This is a genomic window from Kitasatospora sp. CB01950 (genome assembly GCF_001905465.1).
GTDB lineage: Bacteria > Actinomycetota > Actinomycetes > Streptomycetales > Streptomycetaceae > Kitasatospora.
On sequence record NZ_LISX01000016.1, the window covers coordinates 113884 to 132104 of the forward strand.

At 73.3% G+C, this 18221-nt stretch carries 14 protein-coding genes; 1 reads left to right on the plus strand and 13 read right to left on the minus strand.

Translation table 11 applies throughout. The features are described from left to right. Position 1: 1 nt before the first annotated feature. The 6 genes from recA to AMK19_RS29965 form a co-directional block, all read right to left on the minus strand. The gene (gene recA / locus AMK19_RS29940; RefSeq protein ID WP_073817612.1) at positions 2 to 1135 is read right to left on the minus strand and encodes a recombinase RecA; all 1134 of its coding nucleotides are present in this window, start codon (positions 1133 to 1135) and stop codon (positions 2 to 4) included. A 211-nt stretch (positions 1136 to 1346) separates the two neighbouring features. Beyond that, positions 1347 to 2276, minus strand: coding sequence for a hypothetical protein (locus AMK19_RS29945; protein WP_143200467.1), 930 nt, complete (start codon positions 2274 to 2276; stop codon positions 1347 to 1349). After that, positions 2273 to 2806, minus strand: coding sequence for a SigE family RNA polymerase sigma factor (locus tag AMK19_RS29950; protein WP_073817619.1), 534 nt, complete (start codon positions 2804 to 2806; stop codon positions 2273 to 2275). The genes AMK19_RS29945 and AMK19_RS29950 overlap by 4 nt, the downstream gene beginning before the upstream one ends. Positions 2807 to 2908: 102 nt before the next feature. Beyond that, positions 2909 to 4189: an AI-2E family transporter gene (locus AMK19_RS29955; protein WP_073817622.1), complete on the minus strand. Its 1281-nt coding sequence runs from the start codon at positions 4187 to 4189 to the stop codon at positions 2909 to 2911. 34 nt (positions 4190 to 4223) lie between these two features. Beyond that, a complete protein-coding gene (locus AMK19_RS29960; RefSeq protein ID WP_073817625.1) occupies positions 4224 to 4418 on the minus strand; it encodes a DUF3046 domain-containing protein in 195 nt (64 codons plus the stop codon). An 85-nt stretch (positions 4419 to 4503) separates the two neighbouring features. Further along, on the minus strand, positions 4504 to 6042 hold the full coding sequence (locus AMK19_RS29965) for a S8 family peptidase (protein ID WP_073817628.1): 1539 nt from the start codon (positions 6040 to 6042) through the stop codon (positions 4504 to 4506). Positions 6043 to 6191: 149 nt separating this feature from the next. Here AMK19_RS29965 and AMK19_RS29970 point away from each other — a divergent pair, with 149 nt between their 5' ends. Next, positions 6192 to 10841 carry an ATP-dependent helicase gene (locus AMK19_RS29970; protein WP_073817632.1) on the plus strand — a complete coding sequence of 1550 codons (4650 nt, stop codon included), beginning with the start codon at positions 6192 to 6194 and terminating at the stop codon, positions 10839 to 10841. 19 nt (positions 10842 to 10860) lie between these two features. Here the strand turns inward: AMK19_RS29970 and AMK19_RS35570 are convergent, their stop codons facing one another. The 7 genes from AMK19_RS35570 to AMK19_RS30000 form a co-directional block, all read right to left on the minus strand. After that, complete coding sequence (locus AMK19_RS35570) at positions 10861 to 11097, minus strand: hypothetical protein (protein ID WP_143200468.1); 237 nt, start codon at positions 11095 to 11097, stop codon at positions 10861 to 10863. Between the two features lie 55 nt (positions 11098 to 11152). Beyond that, on the minus strand, positions 11153 to 11521 hold the full coding sequence (locus tag AMK19_RS29975; protein WP_030457965.1) for a helix-turn-helix domain-containing protein: 369 nt from the start codon (positions 11519 to 11521) through the stop codon (positions 11153 to 11155). 315 nt (positions 11522 to 11836) lie between these two features. Then, on the minus strand, positions 11837 to 12322 hold the full coding sequence (locus AMK19_RS29980) for a CinA family protein (protein ID WP_073817636.1): 486 nt from the start codon (positions 12320 to 12322) through the stop codon (positions 11837 to 11839). Continuing rightward, a complete protein-coding gene (gene pgsA, locus AMK19_RS29985) occupies positions 12315 to 12947 on the minus strand; it encodes a CDP-diacylglycerol--glycerol-3-phosphate 3-phosphatidyltransferase (RefSeq protein ID WP_073817639.1) in 633 nt (210 codons plus the stop codon). The genes AMK19_RS29980 and pgsA overlap by 8 nt, the downstream gene beginning before the upstream one ends. Next, positions 12944 to 14398: a 30S ribosomal protein S12 methylthiotransferase RimO gene (gene rimO, locus AMK19_RS29990; RefSeq protein ID WP_073817642.1), complete on the minus strand. Its 1455-nt coding sequence runs from the start codon at positions 14396 to 14398 to the stop codon at positions 12944 to 12946. Before rimO ends, pgsA begins: the two co-directional genes overlap by 4 nt. A gap of 72 nt (positions 14399 to 14470) precedes the next feature. After that, positions 14471 to 15343, minus strand: a complete 873-nt coding sequence (locus AMK19_RS29995) for a helix-turn-helix domain-containing protein (RefSeq protein WP_241844650.1) — start codon at positions 15341 to 15343, stop codon at positions 14471 to 14473. A gap of 158 nt (positions 15344 to 15501) precedes the next feature. Then, positions 15502 to 18156 (minus strand): DNA translocase FtsK, encoded by a 2655-nt coding sequence (locus tag AMK19_RS30000; protein ID WP_073817645.1) that lies wholly within the window; start codon positions 18154 to 18156, stop codon positions 15502 to 15504. Positions 18157 to 18221: the final 65 nt, after the last annotated feature.

The window sequence follows — 18221 nt, forward strand, 5'->3', positions numbered from 1 at the left end:
TTCAGCCCTTGGCGGCGGCCGCCGTCTCCTTGGAGGCAGCCGCTGTCTCCTTGGATGCAGCCGCCGTCTTCTTGGCGGCGGCCTTGGCGGGCGCGGCCGCAGCCGGGATCTCCACCGCGGGGGCGTCGCCCTCGGCGGGCTTCGGGCCGATGCCCAGCTTGCCCTTGATCTTGGCCTCGATCTCGTCGGCCAGCTGCGGGTTGTCCCGCAGGAAGTTGCGGGCGTTCTCCTTGCCCTGGCCGAGCTGGTCGCCCTCGTAGGTGTACCAGGCGCCGGACTTCCGGATGAAGCCGTGCTCGACGCCCATGTCGATCAGGCCGCCCTCGCGGCTGATGCCCACGCCGTAGAGGATGTCGAACTCGGCCTGCTTGAACGGCGCGGCGACCTTGTTCTTGACCACCTTGACGCGGGTGCGGTTGCCGACCGCCTCGGTGCCGTCCTTCAGGGTCTCGATGCGCCGGATGTCGAGGCGGACCGAGGCGTAGAACTTCAGCGCCCGACCACCGGTGGTGGTCTCGGGGGAGCCGAACATCACACCGATCTTCTCGCGCAGCTGGTTGATGAAGATCGCGGTGGTGTTCGACTGGTTCAGCGCACCGGCGATCTTGCGCAGCGCCTGGCTCATCAGACGGGCCTGCAGACCGACGTGCGAGTCGCCCATCTCACCCTCGATCTCGGCGCGCGGCACCAGCGCGGCCACCGAGTCGATGATCACCAGGTCGACCGCGCCGGAGCGGATCAGCATGTCGGTGATCTCCAGTGCCTGCTCACCGGTGTCCGGCTGGCTGACCAGCAGAGCGTCGGTGTCCACACCGAGCTTCTTGGCGTACTCGGGGTCGAGCGCGTGCTCGGCGTCGACGAAGGCGACGGTGCCGCCGGCCTTCTGGGCGTTGGCGGCCAGGTGCAGGGTCAGGGTGGTCTTGCCGGAGGACTCGGGGCCGTAGATCTCGACCACTCGGCCGCGCGGGATGCCGCCCACGCCCAGCGCCACGTCGAGGGCGGTGGACCCGGTCGGGATCACCTCGATCGGCTCGTTCGCCTTCTCGCCGAGGCGCATCACCGAGCCCTTGCCGAACTGCCGTTCGATCTGGGCGAGCGCGGCCTCCAGGGCCTTCTCGCGATCCGTTCCTGCCATGGCTTCCACCCTCGGGTTCTGTGCGTTGCGCTTCATCGTCATCGACGCTAGCGCGTCCCACCGACAATCGGGCCCGGGCGGGCTCGGCCTGTGGAAAACTCTGCGCCGAAGAGTACAAAGAACATACGTTCGAATCCAATCGAAGACCCCGACACGCCACGGCCCCGCCCCGGACGACCGGGAACGGGGCCGCAGGAACCGCTTCGGGCGCCTACTCGCTCAGCAGCCTGGTGCCGGCGTTCGGCAGCTCGACGCCGTTCTTGTCGAAGAACCGCCACGAGCCGACCTTGAGGCCGGGCCGCTCCGGGACCACCACCATGCGGTACGGGGAGTCCTCGACGACGACCGGCGTCGGCTCGGCGACACCGCCGTCCGACCAGTCCACCACCACCTTGCCGACGTCCGGGCCGATGGCCAGCACCGCGAGCCTGATCGGCAGCGGACCGGACGTGCCGGACTTGGCCGAGGGCCCGAGGACGCCGCCGCTGAAGGTGTCCGCCATCCGCGGGTCGAGGTGCCCGGGCGCCGGGTAGCCGCCCTGCGTGTCGTACTTCTGCCGGGCCCCGTCCAGGGTGGCATAGGTGTTGACGACGTCCTCGGTGGGCTGCCAGAACTGCTGGACGTACGCCTCCGTCGGCTTCTCCAGCGAGGGGTCGACGGCGTGGCGCTCCTCCCAGACCGCCACCGCCTGCGCGTACGCCTGCTCCTTCGGGGCGAGCGGCCAGAGCGCCTCCCAGAGCTGCCACTGCTTGCCGTCTGCGGTGCCGTGGCCGATCATCACCCGGACCGGCTTGAGCGGGTCCCGCGCGCCGGTCTTCGTCGCCGCGGCACCGGGGTCGGCGGACGCCTCCGCGCCCGGCACCAGCGGGAGGAACCCGCCGTCGCCGGCCTGCAGGGCCTGCGCGGTCGGGCCGTTCCCGGCGAATCCGTTCAGGCCCGCCACGGTGCCGCTGCCCAGGGCCACCACCGAGGCCAGCGTGAGCGCGCCGACCACCGTGCGGCGACGGTTCCGGATCCGCCGTCCGCCGACCAGGATGCCCTCGACCGGCACCGAGCCGATCTTCACGTCCGCCGCTGCCGCCGCGAGCCCGAGCTCGACCGCCATGTCCCCGCCCGGCACTTCGTTGTTCCCCGCAGTCATACCGCACCCCCCACATGTGTCATGTCCGTCAGTTCCTTCAGCCCCGCGGTGTGCCGCAGTCTCGCTATCCCCTTGGCCGCGTGGCTGCGTACGGCCCCTGTCGAGCAGCCCATCGCGGCGGCCGCCTGGCTGTCGGTCAGGTCCTCCCAGTGCCGCAGCACCACGGCCTGGCGCTGCCGGCGCGGCAGCGTCGCGAGTGCCGCCATCAGCACCCGGCGCTGGTCGGAGCGGGCGTACCCGTCCTCCGGCCCGGCCGTGTCCGGCACGGACTCCACCAGCACCTCGGGTGCCCGGCGCCGCCAGCGGCGGGCGTGCTGGTTGATCATGATCCGGCGCACGTAGCTGTGCGCGTCGTCGGCGCGGCGCACCTTCGACCAGGCCGCGCAGGTCCGCTCCGCGGCCGACTGGGCCAGGTCCTCGGCCGCGTGCTGGTCACCGGTCAGCAGGTACGCCGTGCGCAGCAGCCAGGGCCAGGCCCCGACGATGAACGCCCGGAACTCGTCGTCCGGGCCGAGCTGTTTGTCCCCCATGAGCACCTCCTCACCCATCAAGAGCCCGGCGACGGGGGAAACCGCTTACTCCCGCCGGAAGAACCACGGCGGGGGCCGGGAGACGGGTGAGGAGGTGGCCGGTCAGCGGTCGGAGCGCGGCGTCTCCGTCGATTCCCCGCCGGAGACCATCTGCCGCAGTCGCCGCACGGCCTCCCGTCGCCGGCTGCGGCGCTCCTCGCCGCGGTCGATCCGCGGGTCGTCCTCGACCTCGTAGCGGCGCACGTAGGTGCCGACGAAGCCCTGCAGGGTGGCGGCGGCCGGGATGGCGATCAGCGCGCCGACCGCGCCGAGCAGCGCGGCGCCGGCGATCACCGCGCCGAAGGCGACGGCGGGGTGCACGTCGACGGTCTTGGCGGTGATCCGCGGGTGCAGCAGGTAGTTCTCGATCTGCTGGTAGACGGTCACGAAGACGAGCACCCACAGGGCGTCCACCGGCCGGCCGGTGAGCGCGACCAGGACGGGCAGCGCGCCCGCCAGGTAGGTGCCGATGGTGGGCACGAACTGCGACATGACGCCGACCCAGACTGCGAGCGCGGCGGCGTACGGCAGTCCGATGATCTCGAAGAAGGCCCAGTGCCCGAGGCTGGAGACCAGCGCGAGCACCGCGCGGGAGTACAGGTAGCCGCCGGTCTTGGCGAGGGCGATCTCCCAGGCGCGCAGCACCTCGGCCTGCTTGGTGGGCGGCAGCATCGAGCAGACGGTGCGCCGCACTCGGGGGCCCTCGGCGGTGAAGTAGAAGGTGAACAGGCCGACGGTGAAGGCCTGGAAGAGTCCGCCGACGACGGTGCCGGTGACGCCCCAGACGTTGTCGGCGGCCTGCTGGGCGTACTTCTCGATGGTGCCGGAGTCCTTGAGCACCTGGTGCTGGAGCTGGTCGAGGGACAGCTCGGTGTGGAAGGTGTGGTTGATCCAGTCGATCAGGTCGTGCAGCATCTGCGGCAGCTTCCCGGCGACCTGGGTGACCTGGTCGACGAGCAGTGTGCCGAGCGCGGTGACGAAGCCGGCGACGGCCAGGCCGACGCCGATGAACACCAGGAAGGTGCCGAGGCCGCGGCGCACGCCGCGGGCGGCCATCCGGTCCACGGCGGGTTCCATGGCGAGCGACAGGAAGAACGCCACCAGCAGCATCACGAGCAGGTTGATCAGCTGGTGGAAGGCCCAGTCGGCGAGCTGGAAGAGGCCGACGCAGACCAGCGCGAGCAGCATCGCCCGGGGCAGCCAGCGCGGCATCGAGCGGCTGCTCCAGTCGCCGCGGCGCGGCTGCGGGTCGGCGGTGTCGCCGCCGTTGCGCCGGCCCGGTGGGGTGCTCGCGGGGAGGTCTTCTTCGGACATCAGGTCGGGGGTCTCTGCACTGCTGGACACCGAGCAAGTCTCACCCACCGGCGGGCTAATCGGGTCATCGCAGCCGGGATGACACTCCCTGGGTGACGCAGACCACGCGCCACACGTCCTTGGCCTCCCAGCCGTCGTCCAGGGCCTGGCGCACGGTGCGGCCGCCGAGTTCGGCCATCACATGGTCCTGTGCGAAGGACTCCGCGTACGTCTCGCCGAAGTGCAGGTACATCCGTCGCCAGAACTCGGTCAGCCTCATGCGCCAAGTATCGGGCACCGGTCGGTCGGTGCGGCGGCCGTCGCACACCGGCCGGCCTGCGCCGCAGCCGTCGCGCACCGGCCGGTCAGTGCGGCAGCGCGAGGATGCCGGCGCCGTAGTAGTCGTGGTCCTGGCAGCCGACGGGCAAGGTCTGCACGCAGTTGCCGTCGGCGGCGCGGGCGAGCGCGGCGGTGATCTTGTCGGGGCCCCAGTCGGGGTGCTGGGCGGCGGTGACGGCGACGGCGCCGGTGACGTGGGCGGCGGACATCGAGGTGCCGGCCAGGGCGGCGTACTTGCCGTCGGGCCAGTCGGAGACGACGGCGCCGTCGGTGCCGCTGTCGGGGTCGCCGCCGGGTGCGGCGAGGGAGATCCGGCCGCGGCCGTAGTTGCTGTAGGAGGCGGGCAGGCCGTTGCGGTCGACGGCGCCGACGGTGACCACGCCGGGCAGTTCGCCGGGCAGCCGGATGCATTCGGTGCCGAGTTCGCGGTCCTGCGGGGGGCCGGTGGTGCGGTCGTTGGGGCTGCGGTGGTCGGGGCGGGCGGCGGTGAGGTCCTGGCCGTCGTTGCCGGCCGAGGCGACCACGACGGCGCCCTTGCGCTGGGCGTAGGCGACGGCCCGGCCGACGGCGGCGATCAGCGCGGCCTGGTCGGCGTCCTCGGGGCAGTTGTACTTCCACGGGTCGGCGAAGTAGCTGTCGTTGATGGCGCGGGCGCCGTGGTCGGCGGCCCAGAGCATGCCGCAGACGATGTTCTCGGCGTAGTACTGGCCGAGCGAGCCGAGCAGCCGGACGGCGGCGATCCGCACGCCGGGGGCGACGCCGGTGACGCCGTGCCCGTCGCGGGCGGCGCCGACGATGCCGGCGACGTGGGTGCCGTGGCCGCTCTCGTTGATGGCCGCGTCGGGCCGCCAGGAGCCGCTGCGCGAGTCGGGGCGGCCGTCGGCGCAGGACGCGGAGGCGGCGGGGTCGACGGCGGCGCGCAGGTCGGGGTGGGTGTCGTCGACGCCGGAGTCGAGCACCGCGACGGTGACCTGGGCCAGCTGCTGGGCGGTGGGGACGGCGCCGGTGCGGTCGGCGGAGCGGTCGGCCGGGCGGTCGAGCGGCGGGTGCAGCAGCGCGGCGTGTCCGGCGGGGCGCTCGACGGCGCCGATCATGACGAGGTTCCAGTCGCTGTGCTCGCCGGGGTCGGGAACGGTGGCGGTGCTGTCGTCCTGGCGTTCGACGGCGTCGGCGGTCGGCCGCCCGGGGTCGAACGCGGTGCCGGCCAGCGGCCTCGGCGGCGAGGGCACCGGGACGGTGCGGGTGGCGCCGACGGCGGCGGTCCCGGGCCGGCCGCGGAGCTTCTCGGCGAACCGGCCGCCGGCGTAGGCGAGCACGGCCCCGATCTGCGGGTACTCCTGGACGACCTGCCCGCCGGCCGACCGGACCTGGTCGGCGGCGTGCGCGGCGCCCTCGGCGTCGATGCGATCGTCCAGCACCAGGTAGCTGAGGTAGCTGCCGTCGGTGCCGGTGACGTAGGGGACGGCGCCGCCGATCAGCAGCCCGGAGAGCAGGGTCGCGCCGAGCATGCGGACGCTGCGGCGACGCCGGGGGGTGTTGTCGGGAGCCTGGTTCACCTGCTCCATCGCGCGTTCTCCGCTCGTCGGCCGGGCCGGGTTCCGGTGGGGCTGGTCCGGTTCATCACCATATGGGCGATTTGTACGACTTGCCGGGCGGGTTGCGGCAGACGGTGACCGCCCCGTGACCTGTCAGCCCGTCGGGGCACCATGGGTGCATGGCCACCTCCGCCCCCGACGCGCCCGGCACCCCGAACCCGCTGGACGGCTTCGCCCCCGCCACCCGGTCCTGGTTCACCGGCGCGTTCGCCGCCCCCACCGAGGCGCAGGCGCGGGCCTGGGCGGCGATCCGGCTGGAGACGGACGTGCTGGTGGTCGCCCCGACCGGCTCCGGCAAGACCCTGGCAGCGTTCCTGTCCGCGCTGGACCGGCTGAGCTCCACCCCGCCCCCGGCCGACCCCAAGCGCCGCTGCCGGGTGCTCTACATCTCCCCGCTGAAGGCCCTCGCGGTCGACGTCGAGCGCAATCTGCGCGCCCCGCTGGCGGGCCTGCGGCAGGCCGGCGTCCGGCTCGGCCTGCCCGAGCCCGAGGTGCAGGTCGGCATCCGCTCCGGCGACACCCCCGCCGCCGACCGGCGCAAGTTCGCCACCCACCCGCCGGACATCCTGATCACCACCCCCGAGTCGCTGTTCCTGCTGCTCACCTCCGCCTCCCGGGAGGCGCTGCGCGGCATCGACACGGTGATCCTGGACGAGGTGCACGCGGTGGCCGGCACCAAGCGCGGCGCGCACCTGGCGCTCAGCCTGGAACGGCTGGACGAACTGCTGGACCGTCCGGCCCGCCGGATCGGCCTGTCCGCGACCGTCCGCCCGGTCGAGGAGGTCGCCCGTTACCTCAGCCCGCAGCGCGGCGCGGCGATCGTCCAGCCCGGCAGCGACAAGCGCTTCGACCTGTCCGTGGTGGTGCCCGTCCCCGACCTCGACGACCTGCCCGCCACGCCCGCCGAAGAGTCCGACCCGCAGCGGCAGTCCTCGATCTGGCCGCACGTCGAGGAGCGGATCGTCGACCTGGTGCAGGCGCACCGCTCGACCATCGTGTTCGCCAACTCCCGCCGACTCGCCGAGCGGCTGTGCAACCGCCTGAACGAGATCGCCTACGAGCGGGCCACCGGCGCCCCGCTGCCCGAGTCGCACGCCCCCGCCGAGCTGATGGGCGGCTCCGGCGCGGCCGCCGGCGCCCCGCCGCTGCTCGCCCGCGCCCACCACGGCTCCGTCTCCAAGGAGCAACGCGCCCTGGTGGAGGAGGAGTTGAAGGCCGGCCGGCTGCCCGCCGTGGTCGCCACCTCCAGCCTGGAGCTGGGCATCGACATGGGCGCGGTCGACCTGGTGGTGCAGGTCGAGTCACCGCCGTCGGTCGCCTCCGGCCTGCAGCGCGTCGGCCGGGCCGGCCACCAGGTCGGCGCGGTCTCCACCGGCATGGTCTTTCCCAAGTACCGGGGCGACCTGGTGCAGTCCGCCGTGGTCACCGAACGGATGCGCTCCGGCGGCATCGAGGCCCTGCGCATCCCCCGCAACCCGCTGGACGTGCTCGCCCAGCAAATCGTCGCGACGACCGCCCTGGACACCTGGGACGTGGACGAGCTGCTCGCGCTCTGCCGCCGCGCCGCGCCGTTCGCCACCCTCCCGCAGTCCGCGTTCGACGGCGTCCTCGACATGCTGGCCGGCCGCTACCCGTCCGACGCCTTCGCCGAACTCCGCCCCCGCCTGGTCTGGGACCGCGTCGCCGGCACCGTCACCGGCCGCCCCGGCGCCCAGCGCCTCGCCGTCACCTCCGGCGGCACCATCCCCGACCGCGGCCTGTTCGGCGTCTTCATCGCCGGCGCCACCGGGTCCGATTCGAAGACGGGGAAGAAGGGCGGCGGCCGGGTCGGAGAGCTCGACGAGGAGATGGTCTACGAGTCCCGCGTCGGCGACGTGTTCACCCTCGGCACCACCTCCTGGCGGATCGAGGACATCACCCACGACAAGGTGCTGGTCACCCCCGCCCCCGGCATCCCCGGCCGGCTCCCGTTCTGGAAGGGCGACTCGCTCGGCCGCCCCCTCGAACTCGGCCGCGCCGTCGGTGCGTTCGTCCGCGAGGTCGGCGCGATGGAACCCGCCGCCGCCACCGCCCGCCTGCGCGAGGCCGGCCTGGACGACTGGGCGTCCGCGAACGTGCTGTCCTACCTCGCCGAACAGCGCGAGGCCTGCGGCCACCTGCCCGACGACCGCACCATCGTCGTCGAGCGCTTCCGCGACGAGCTCGGCGACTGGCGGATCGTCGTCCACTCCCCCTTCGGCGCCCAGGTGCACGCCCCGTGGGCCCTCGCCATCGGCGCCCGCCTGCGCGAGAAGCACGGCCTGGACCCGCAGGTGATGCACGCCGACGACGGCATCGTGCTGCGCCTGCCGGACGCCGACCTGCTCGCCGACTTCCCCTCGGCCACCACCTCGCATGGCAGTGCGGCACCGCCCGCCGACGAGGCCCCGGTCGGCGCCGACGCCGCCGTCTTCGACTCCGCCGACATCGAACAGCTCGTCACCGACCAGGTCGGCGGCTCCGCCCTGTTCGCCGCCCGCTTCCGCGAGTGCGCCGGCCGCGCCCTGCTGCTGCCCCGCCGCAGCCCCGGCAAGCGCACCCCGCTCTGGCAGCAGCGCCAGCGCGCCTCCCAACTCCTCGAAGTGGCGGCCGAGTACGGCTCCTTCCCGATCGTGCTGGAAGCCGTCCGCGAATGCCTCCAGGACGTCTTCGACGTCCCCGGCCTGGTCGAGCTGATGCGCGACCTCGAATCCCGCGCCGTCCGCCTGGTCGAGGTCACCACCCCCGAACCGTCCCCGTTCGCCCGCTCCCTGCTGTTCGGCTACGTCGCCCAGTTCCTGTACGAGGGCGACTCCCCGATCGCCGAACGCCGCGCCGCCGCCCTGGCCCTCGACTCCCGGCTGCTGTCCGAACTCCTCGGCCAGGCCGAACTGCGCGAACTCCTCGACCCCAAGGTGCTCGCCGACCTGGAGGCCGAACTCCAGCGCCGCACCCCCGAACGCCGCATCAGGGACGCCGAGGGCGTCGCCGACGCCCTGCGCCTGCTCGGCCCGCTCAGCGAGACCGAACTCGGCGAACGCGGCGCCGAACCGCTCTGGGCCCTGGAACTCGAATCCGCCCGCCGCGTCATCCAGGTCCGGATCGGCGGCGAACTCCGCTGGTCCGCCATCGAGGACGCCGGCCGGCTCCGCGACGCCCTCGGCACCCCGCTGCCCGTCGGCGTCCCCGAGGCCTTCACCGAACCCGTCAAGGACCCCCTCGGCGACCTGCTCGCCCGCCACGCCCGCACCCACGGCCCGTTCACCGCCCACGACGCCGCCGAACGCTTCGGTCTCGGCACCGCCGTCGTCACCGGCACCCTGCACCGCCTCACGGCCGCCGGCCGCCTGGTCCAGGGCGAGTTCCGGCCCGAAGCCACCGGCACCGCCCCCGAGTGGTGCGACGCCGACGTCCTGCGCCGCCTGCGCCGCCGCTCCCTCGCCGCCCTCCGCCACGAGGTCGAGGCCGTCCCCCCGAAAGCCCTCGCCGCCTTCCTCCCGCAGTGGCAGCACCTCGCCGGCCACCGGCTGCGCGGTGCCGACGGCCTCTACCGCGTCGTCGAGCAGCTCCAGGGCACCGCCCTGCCCGCCTCCGCCCTCGAAAAGCTCGTCCTCCCCGCCCGCCTCACCGACTACTCCCCCGGCCTGCTGGACGAACTGATGGCCGCCGGCGAAATCGGCTGGTCCGGCGCGGGCGCCCTGCCCGGCAAGGACGGCTGGATCAGCCTCCACCTCCCGGAGAACGCCCACCTGCTGCGCCCCGAACCGCTCCCGCTCACCCCCGGCCCGGTCCACACCGCGCTGCTGGAGGCCCTCACCGGCGGCTACGGCGCGTTCTTCCGCCAGCTCGCCGAACGCGTCCCCGACACCCCGGACGCCGAGATCGTCGACGCCCTGTGGGATCTGGTCTGGGCCGGCTACGTCACCAACGACACCCTCGCCCCGCTGCGCAACCTGCTCGGCTCCGGCCGCACCGCCGGCGCGACCGCCCACCGGGCGCCGCGCTCCACCCCGCGCGGCCGCTACGGCGGCGCGGCCCGCGGCCTGGCCCGCCCGAGTTCCCGTTCCGGCCCGCCGACGGCCGCCGGCCGCTGGTCACTGCTGCCCTCCTTCGGCGGCGACCCCACCGTCCGGGCCGCCGCCCAGGCGCAGGCCCTGCTCGACCGGCACGGCATCCTGACCCGAGGCACCGTCGCAGCCGAACGCGTCCCCGGTGGCTTCGCGGGCGTCTACCGGGTGCTGGCCGCCTTCGAGGAACGCGGCAAGGCCCGCCGCGGCTACTTCGTGGAGGGCCTCGGCGGCGCGCAGTTCGCCATGGAGGGCGCGGCGGACCGCCTGCGCTCGGTCAACTCCCGCCTGGAGCGGACGAACGGCGACTGGTCCGCGACCTCCCCCGCGGACGCCCCGCAGGCCGTCGTCCTGGCCGCCGCCGACCCCGCCAACGCGTACGGCGCGGCACTGTCCTGGCCCGAACCCCCCGAGGACACCACCGGCGCCCACCGCCCCGCCCGCAAGGCCGGCTCCCTGGTCGCCCTGGTCGACGGCGAACTTGTCCTCTACCTCGAACGCGGCGGCAAGTCCCTGCTCACCTGGTCCACCGAGGGCCCCGCCCTGACCGCCGCCCTCGCCGCCCTGACCAAGCCCCTCACCATCGAACGCATCAACGGCCACCCCGCCCTCACCAGCCCCCTGGGCCCCCACCTGGAAACGGCCGGATTCCACCCCACCCCCAAGGGCTACCGCATCAGATGAGGGCGCGAACACGTGCGAGTCATTGCCCTGCGTCGCGATCCTGCGGCTGGGCGCGTTCCCCTTCGCGCAGTTCCCCGCGTCCCTGACGGTGCTCTCCCCGCGTGCGTGCGTGCACCGGAATGAGCCCGATCCCCCACCAGCCCGCCGCGAGTACGCCAAGGGCGGCACCGCCGGAAATCGCGGTGCCGCCCGTAAGCAGCAGTATCAGACCCAGGCCCACCAGTGCCGTCGCACCCAGCAGTAGCGCCTTTCGCATCGCGGCCCTCCTTCACTCGCCGCCCCCGGGAACGGAGGGCGGAATCGAGGTCCGGTCAGGCCGCCACCACGTCCATCGCCGCCTTGGGCGAGATGGAACCGGACCGGTCGACGCCGGGGGCCGGCAGCGGAACCGGTTCGAGCACCGGCCTCAGCAGATCACCCTCGGAGAGGGTGGCCATCGCCGCAAGTTCGGCGAGCGACAGTTCGTCGCTGACCTCGCGCATGACCTCCGACATCCGGACGTCGAGCGCGTCGCAGATGGCGGAGAGCAACTCGGAGGACGCCTCCTTCTGACCCCGCTCGACCTCGGAGAGGTATCCGAGCGAAACCCTGGCGGCTGCCGACACCTCGCGGAGTGTGCGGCCCTGGCGCTGGCGCTGCCGACGCAGCACATCGCCCAGCAGGCGACGGAGCAGAATCATCGGTGCCTCCCTCCTCGGACTGCGGATCGAGATGTCACGACCCCACCGTACCGCCTTGTCCGTGTCCCGTGCGGGGACCGGGGTCGTGTTCACTCTGGGCTGCAAGGCGTCCCCTCCCCTGTTCTTCCCCTTCCGGGCCGTCGAACCACCCGTGACGGGCAGATGTCCGGCTCCGGACGTCCGGTCGACTCCTGGTCGACGCGGGGGCGGTCCGGCCGGGTTCGGCCCGACCGGAGCATCCGGTCTAACACGTTCCTCCATCGGGTGCGGCGGGTTCGTGGGATTCCACCCGACCCGCCCGTTCGTCGGTCATGATCAGCGGTCGGCGTCCGTGCCGGTCAGCCGACTCAGCAGCAGGTCGAGCGCGGCCTCCACCGACCCTTGCCGGATCGTGTCACGCGCACCCGACAACCGGAGCGGGAGCGCTTCTGTTCCCCGGGGCCCGGCGAGGGCGACGTACACGGTGCCGACGGGCTGCCCGTCCTGCGGGTCGGGCCCGGCGACGCCGGTGGTGGCCAGCGCCCAGTCGGCGCCGAGCAGCCGCCGGACGCCTTCGGCCATCTGCCGGGCCACCACGGGGTGGACCGGGCCGCGCACGTCGAGCAGGCCTTCGTCGACGCCGAGCACGGACGCCTTGAGGTCGGTGGCGTACGCGGTGACCGAGCCCCGGAACACCGCGGAGGCGCCGGGGACGTCGACCAGGGCAGCGGCCAGCAGGCCGCCGGTGAGCGACTCGGCGACGGCCAGCGTCGCGCCGTCCGCCTTGAGCGCCGTCAGCAGGCGGACGGCGCGATCACTCACCGCGGCGCTCCCGGGCGATGCCCTCGCGGCGCAGCCGGACGGCCTGGACCACGTAGTCGAGGCCGGTGCCGACGGTGAGGACGACGGCGATCCCCATCATCACGGCGCGGGAAGTGGCCAGCGGCCCGGTGAGCACCAGGACGTACATGCCGACCGCGATGCCCTGGGTGAGGGTCTTCAGCTTGCCGCCGCGGCTGGCCGGGATGACGGCGTAGCGGATCACCCAGAACCGCATCAGGGTGATGCCGAGTTCGCGGGCCAGGACGACCGCGGTGACCCACCAGGGCAGGTCGCCGAGGATCGACAGGCCGATCAGGCCCGCGCCCATGATCGCCTTGTCGGCGATCGGGTCGGCGATCCGGCCGAAGTCGGTGATCAGTCCCTTGCTGCGGGCGAGCGCCCCGTCGAACACGTCGGTGATCATGGCGACGGCGAACGCCGCCCAGGCGAACGCCCGCCACTTGGGGTCGTGCCCGCCGTCGGCGAACAGCAGCGCGACGAAGACCGGCACCAGCAGCAGCCGGAACATCGTCAGCACGTTGGCGATGTTCCACAGGCCGGGCTGCGGCGGGACGGCGGCCGGGGTGGGCCGGGTCGCGGCCGGGGCCCCCGGCCCCTTGGTCATACGTCGGCTCCGAGCAGCGTGATCGCCTCGGCGACCAGGTCGACGCCCTCGGTGCCGACCACGGTGGCCCGGTAGAACTGGCCGATCTCGGCGTCGTCGGCGCCGAGCAGGGTGGTCAGGCCGTCGGTCTCGGGGGCCTGGTGGGCGGCGCGGCCCTCCACGACCCCGTCCTCGATCGACTCGACCAGGACGGTGACCTCCTTGCCGACGCGCTGTTCGGCGCGCTGCGCGGTGAGTTCCTCGGCGAGCTTGGAGAGCCGGGTGACGCGGTCGTCGACGATGTCCTGGTCGAGCTTGCCGTCGTAGCCGGCGGCCTCGGTGCCGTCCTCGTCGGAGTAGCCGAAGACGCCGATGGCGTCCAGGCCGGCGTGGGTGATGAACCGTTCCAGCTCCGCGAAGTCCTCCTCGGTCTCGCCGGGGAAGCCGACGATGAAGTTGGAGCGGGCGCCGGCCTCGGGGGCCTTGGCGCGGATCGACTCCAGCAGGCCGAGGAACTGCTCGGTGGAGCCGAAGCGGCGCATCCGGCGCAGCACGGCGGGCGCGGAGTGCTGGAAGGACAGGTCGAAGTACGGCATGACCTTCGCGGTGCCGGTCATCACGTCGATCAGGCCGGGGCGCATCTCGGCGGGCTGCAGGTAGCTGACCCGGACCCGCTCGATGCCGTCGACGGCGGCGATCTCGGTGAGCAGGGTCTCCAGCAGGCGGATGTCGCCGAGGTCCTTGCCGTAGGAGGTGTTGTTCTCGGAGACCAGCACGACCTCGCGGACGCCCTGGCCGGCCAGCCAGACGGCCTCGTTCAGGACGTCGCTGGGGCGGCGGGAGATGAACGAGCCGCGGAAGGCGGGGATGGCGCAGAACGAGCAGCGGCGGTCGCAGCCGGAGGCCAGCTTGATGGAGGCGACGGGGGCGTCGTCGAGACGCTTGCGCAGGGTGCGCGGGCCGGAGGCGGGGGCGAGGCCCTCGGGGAGGTCCTCGGGGGTGCCGTGGCCGGGCAGCGCGACCTCGGCGGCGGCGGCCTGGCGTTCGACGGGGGTGAGCGGGAGCAGCTTGCGGCGGTCGCGGGGCGTGTGGGCCTCGACGTGGCCGCCGGAGAGGATGGTGTTCAGGCGGGTGGAGATGTCGGCGTAGTCGTCGAAGCCGAGGACGCCGTCGGCCTCGGGGAGGGCGTCGGCGAGTTCCTTGCCGTAGCGCTCGGCCATGCAGCCGACGGCGACCACGGCCTGGGTACGGCCGTGGCCCTTGAGGTCGTTGGCTTCGAGGAGGGCGTCGACGGAGTCCTTCTTGGCGGCCTCGACGAACCCGCAGGTGTTGACGACGGCGACATCGGCTTCGCTGGCGTCGTCGACCAGCCGCCAGCCATCGGCCTCCAGTCGCCCGGCGAGTTCCTCGGAGTCGACCTCGTTGCGGGCGCATCCGAGCGTGACCAGGGCGACAGTGCGGGGTTCAGGCATGACGCCAAGATTAACGCGCGCCCCCCGGTGGAGTTCCCCCCGGAGGGCGCGCGGTTTGTTCGAGCGGCCGGATCAGCCTGCCTGCGGGTCGCCCGGGGTGTAGGTGAGGTGCACCACCTGGCCGTCCTGACCGGCCGGACCGAGGTCCTTTCCGTTGACGAACAGGTGCACGGCCCCGCCGTTGCCGATCACCAGGGTGATCTTCTTCGGGTCGGTGAAGGTCTGGTCCTGGCCGGCTTCCAGGTTGTTGGAGAACAGTGACTTGCCGCTGCCGTCCTTGGCGGTGACCCAGCTCTTCTCCTGGCCGGCGACCAGCTTCACGGTGACCTTGTCGGCGGGGACGGCGGCGACCGCGCCACCGCCCGTCTCGGGGGCGGGCGGCTGGGCGGAGGCCGACAGGGTGGCCGGGGCGGAGACGCCGGAGGGCAGCGGGGCGCTGGCCGCGCCGGGCCCGTTGCCGTCGGAGGACGAGGAGCCGACCAGGTTGTAGCCGATCAGCACGACCACGGCGACGATCGCGGCGACCATGGCGGCCGTCCAGTTCGGGCGGCGGTGGTCCTTGACCTTGATCGGCCCGACGTCGAACAGCCGGGCGGCGGGCGCGGCGGCGCCCCCGCCGTGCTCGGCGTCGTAGCGGGCGACCAGCGCCTCGCCGTCCAGGCCGACCTCGCGGGCCAGCAGCCGCAGGTGGCCGCGGGCGTAGAAGGCGCCGCCGCAGCGGTCGAAGTCGTCGGACTCGATGGCGTGCACGATCGGCACCCGGATCCGGGTGCGGGTGCTGACCTGGTCGACCGTCAGGCCGGCGTCGATGCGGGCCCTGCCGAGCAGCCGCCCGATGCTCGGCCCGTCGGCGGCGTGACTCGGCTCCGCGGGGTGCTCCGTACTGGCGGAGGCGGGCGCGGAGGAGCCGGGGGCGGAGCGGCGGGGGGACTTGCCGATGGTCACTGGGCACGCCTTTCGAGCGGAGGCCACCTGCTGAGGAACCAGTCTAGGGGTGGTGCCGTAACGTTTCTCAACCGGAGGGGGCCCGAACGTGCCACAGTTCGGCCTCCGAAGTTGACGGGTGGTCACCTTGCGTTCCGACCGCCGGGACCACCCGTCGCTCACCCGCGCAGGGTGATCAGGACACCGTCCAGTTCGTCCGGTTTGACCAGCACGTCGCGGGCCTTGGAGCCCTCGCTGGGGCCGACGATGCCGCGCGACTCCATCAGGTCCATCAGCCGGCCGGCCTTGGCGAAGCCGACCCGGAGTTTGCGCTGGAGCATCGACGTGGAGCCGAACTGGGTGGTGACGACCAGTTCGACGGCCTGGACCAGCAGGTCGAGGTCGTCGCCGATCTCCTCGTCGATCTCCTTCTTGGGGCCGGTGCCGACCACCACGTCGTCCCGGTAGCGGGCCGTCAGCTGGTCCTTGCAGTGCTGGACGATCTTGGCGATCTCCGCCTCGGTGACGAACGCGCCCTGCATGCGGACCGGCTTGGAGGCGCCCATCGGCAGGAACAGCGCGTCGCCCTTGCCGATCAGCTTCTCCGCGCCGGGCTGGTCGAGGATGACCCGGGAGTCGGCCATCGCCGAGGTGGCGAAGGCCAGCCGGGACGGCACGTTGGCCTTGATCAGGCCGGTGACCACGTCCACCGAGGGACGCTGGGTGGCCAGCACCAGGTGGATGCCGGCGGCGCGGGCGAGCTGGGTGATGCGGACCACCGAGTCCTCGACGTCGCGCGGGGCGACCATCATCAGGTCGGCCAGCTCGTCGACGATCACCAGCAGGTAGGGGTACGGCGTGAGCTCCCGTTCGCTGCCGAGCGGCGGCTGCACGGTGCCGGCCCGGACGGCGGCGTTGAAGTCGTCGACGTGCCGGAAGCCGTAGGCCGCCAGGTCGTCGTAGCGCATGTCCATCTCGCGCACCACCCACTGGAGGGCCTCGGCGGCCTTCTTCGGGTTGGTGATGATCGGCGTGATCAGGTGCGGGATGCCCTCGTACGCGGTCAGCTCGACCCGCTTGGGGTCGACCAGCACCATCCGGACCTCGTCGGGGGTGGACCGCACCAGCACCGAGGTGATCAGGCAGTTGATGCAGGACGACTTGCCCGCGCCGGTGGCGCCGGCCACCAGCACGTGCGGCATCTTCGCGAGGTTGGCCATCACGGTGTGGCCCTCGACGTCCTTGCCCATGCCGACCACCATCGGGTGGTTGTCCTCGGCGGCGGTGCGCGAGCGCAGCAGGTCGCCGAGGGTGACCATCTCGCGGTCCCGGTTGGGGATCTCCACGCCGACGGCGGACTTGCCGGGGATCGGCGAGATGATCCGCACGTCGGGGGTGGCCACCGCGTAGGCGATGTTCTTCGCCAGCGCGGTGATCCGCTCGACCTTCACGGCGGGGCCGAGCTCGACCTCGTAGCGGGTGACCGTCGGGCCGCGGCTGAAGCCGGTGACCTTGGCGTCCACCTTGAACTCGGCGAACACCCCGGTGAGCTGGGCGACGATGTCGTCGTTGACCTGCGAGCGGGCCTTGGCGGGGGCGCCGCGCTCCAGCAGGTCCAGGGACGGCAGGGAGTAGGCGATGTCGCCGGACAGCTGGAGCTGTTCCATCCGGGCCGGGGCCTCGTCGTGGCCGTCGGGGGCCCCGGCGGCGGGCGCCTCGGACGGCCAGAGCTCCTCCGGGGGCGCCGTGTTGTCCTTCACCTGGCCGACCATGCTGGCCACGGCGGGCGAGCCGGCCACGCCGAACAGCAGCGCGCCGTCCACCAGGTCCGCGGCGGCGCCGGCGGCCAGGTCGCGGGTCTGGTACGGGTCCTTCTCGAACGAGACCGGCACCGGGTCGGACGCCCGGTCCTCGTCGCTCTTGCGGCGGCGGCGTCGGCGGGGGGCCTCGTCCTCGATGGTGATCGGCAGCGCGTCGGGGTCGGCGTCCTCCGGCGGGGCGGTGGAGTACTCGCGGTCCTCGGCACCCGCCGCGGCGTCCTCGTACTCGCCGGGCAGCGGCTCGGCGACACCCAGCCGGACGCCCAGCAGGCGCAGGCGCTGCGGGATGCGGTTGATGGGGGTGGCGGTGACCACCAGCAGGCCGAAGACGGCGAGGAGCAACAGCAGCGGAACGGCCAGCGGCGGGCCGGCGGCGGCCATCATCGGGGTGGACCCGGCCCAGCCGATCAGGCCGCCGGCCTGCCGGATCCGGGTGGCGCCGGCGCCCATGGCGGGCGCGCCGCAGCCGATGTGGACCAGGCCGAGCACGGCGACCACCAGCGCGGTCAGGCCGATCACTATCCGGCCGTTGGCCTCGGGCAGCTCGGGGTGGCGCATCAGGCGCACCGTGACGGCGCCCAGCAGGAACGGCACCAGCACGTCGAGCCGGCCGAACAGGCCGGAGACCACGGCGGTGGCGGCCTCGCCGAGCCAGCCCTGCGGGCTGAACCAGGTGCCGACCGCGGTGACCAGGGTGAGCGCCAGCAGCAGCAGCGCCACGCCGTCCTTGCGGTGCTCGGGGTGCAGGTTGCGGGCGCCGTGCCCGTAGCTGCGGAACACCGCGCCGACCGCGTTCGCCAGGCCGAGCCAGAGCGCGCGGACGGCCCGGAAGAGTATCGGCCGGGGCGGGGGCGGCGGGGGTGCCGCCGCGGCCGCCTTCTTGGCCGGGGCCTTCTTCGTCGGCGCCTTCTTGGCGGCCGGTTTGGCCTCGGCGGGCTTCTTGGCGGGTGTCTTCTTGGCCGGCCCGGGCTTGCTGGTGCGTGCGGAGGCGCTTCCGGGCGTTCGTGTGGCCATGGGAGGCAGCCTACCGGCGCGGACGGGCCCCGGACATGCGCGGGCGCACTTCGGCGGGTTGCCCC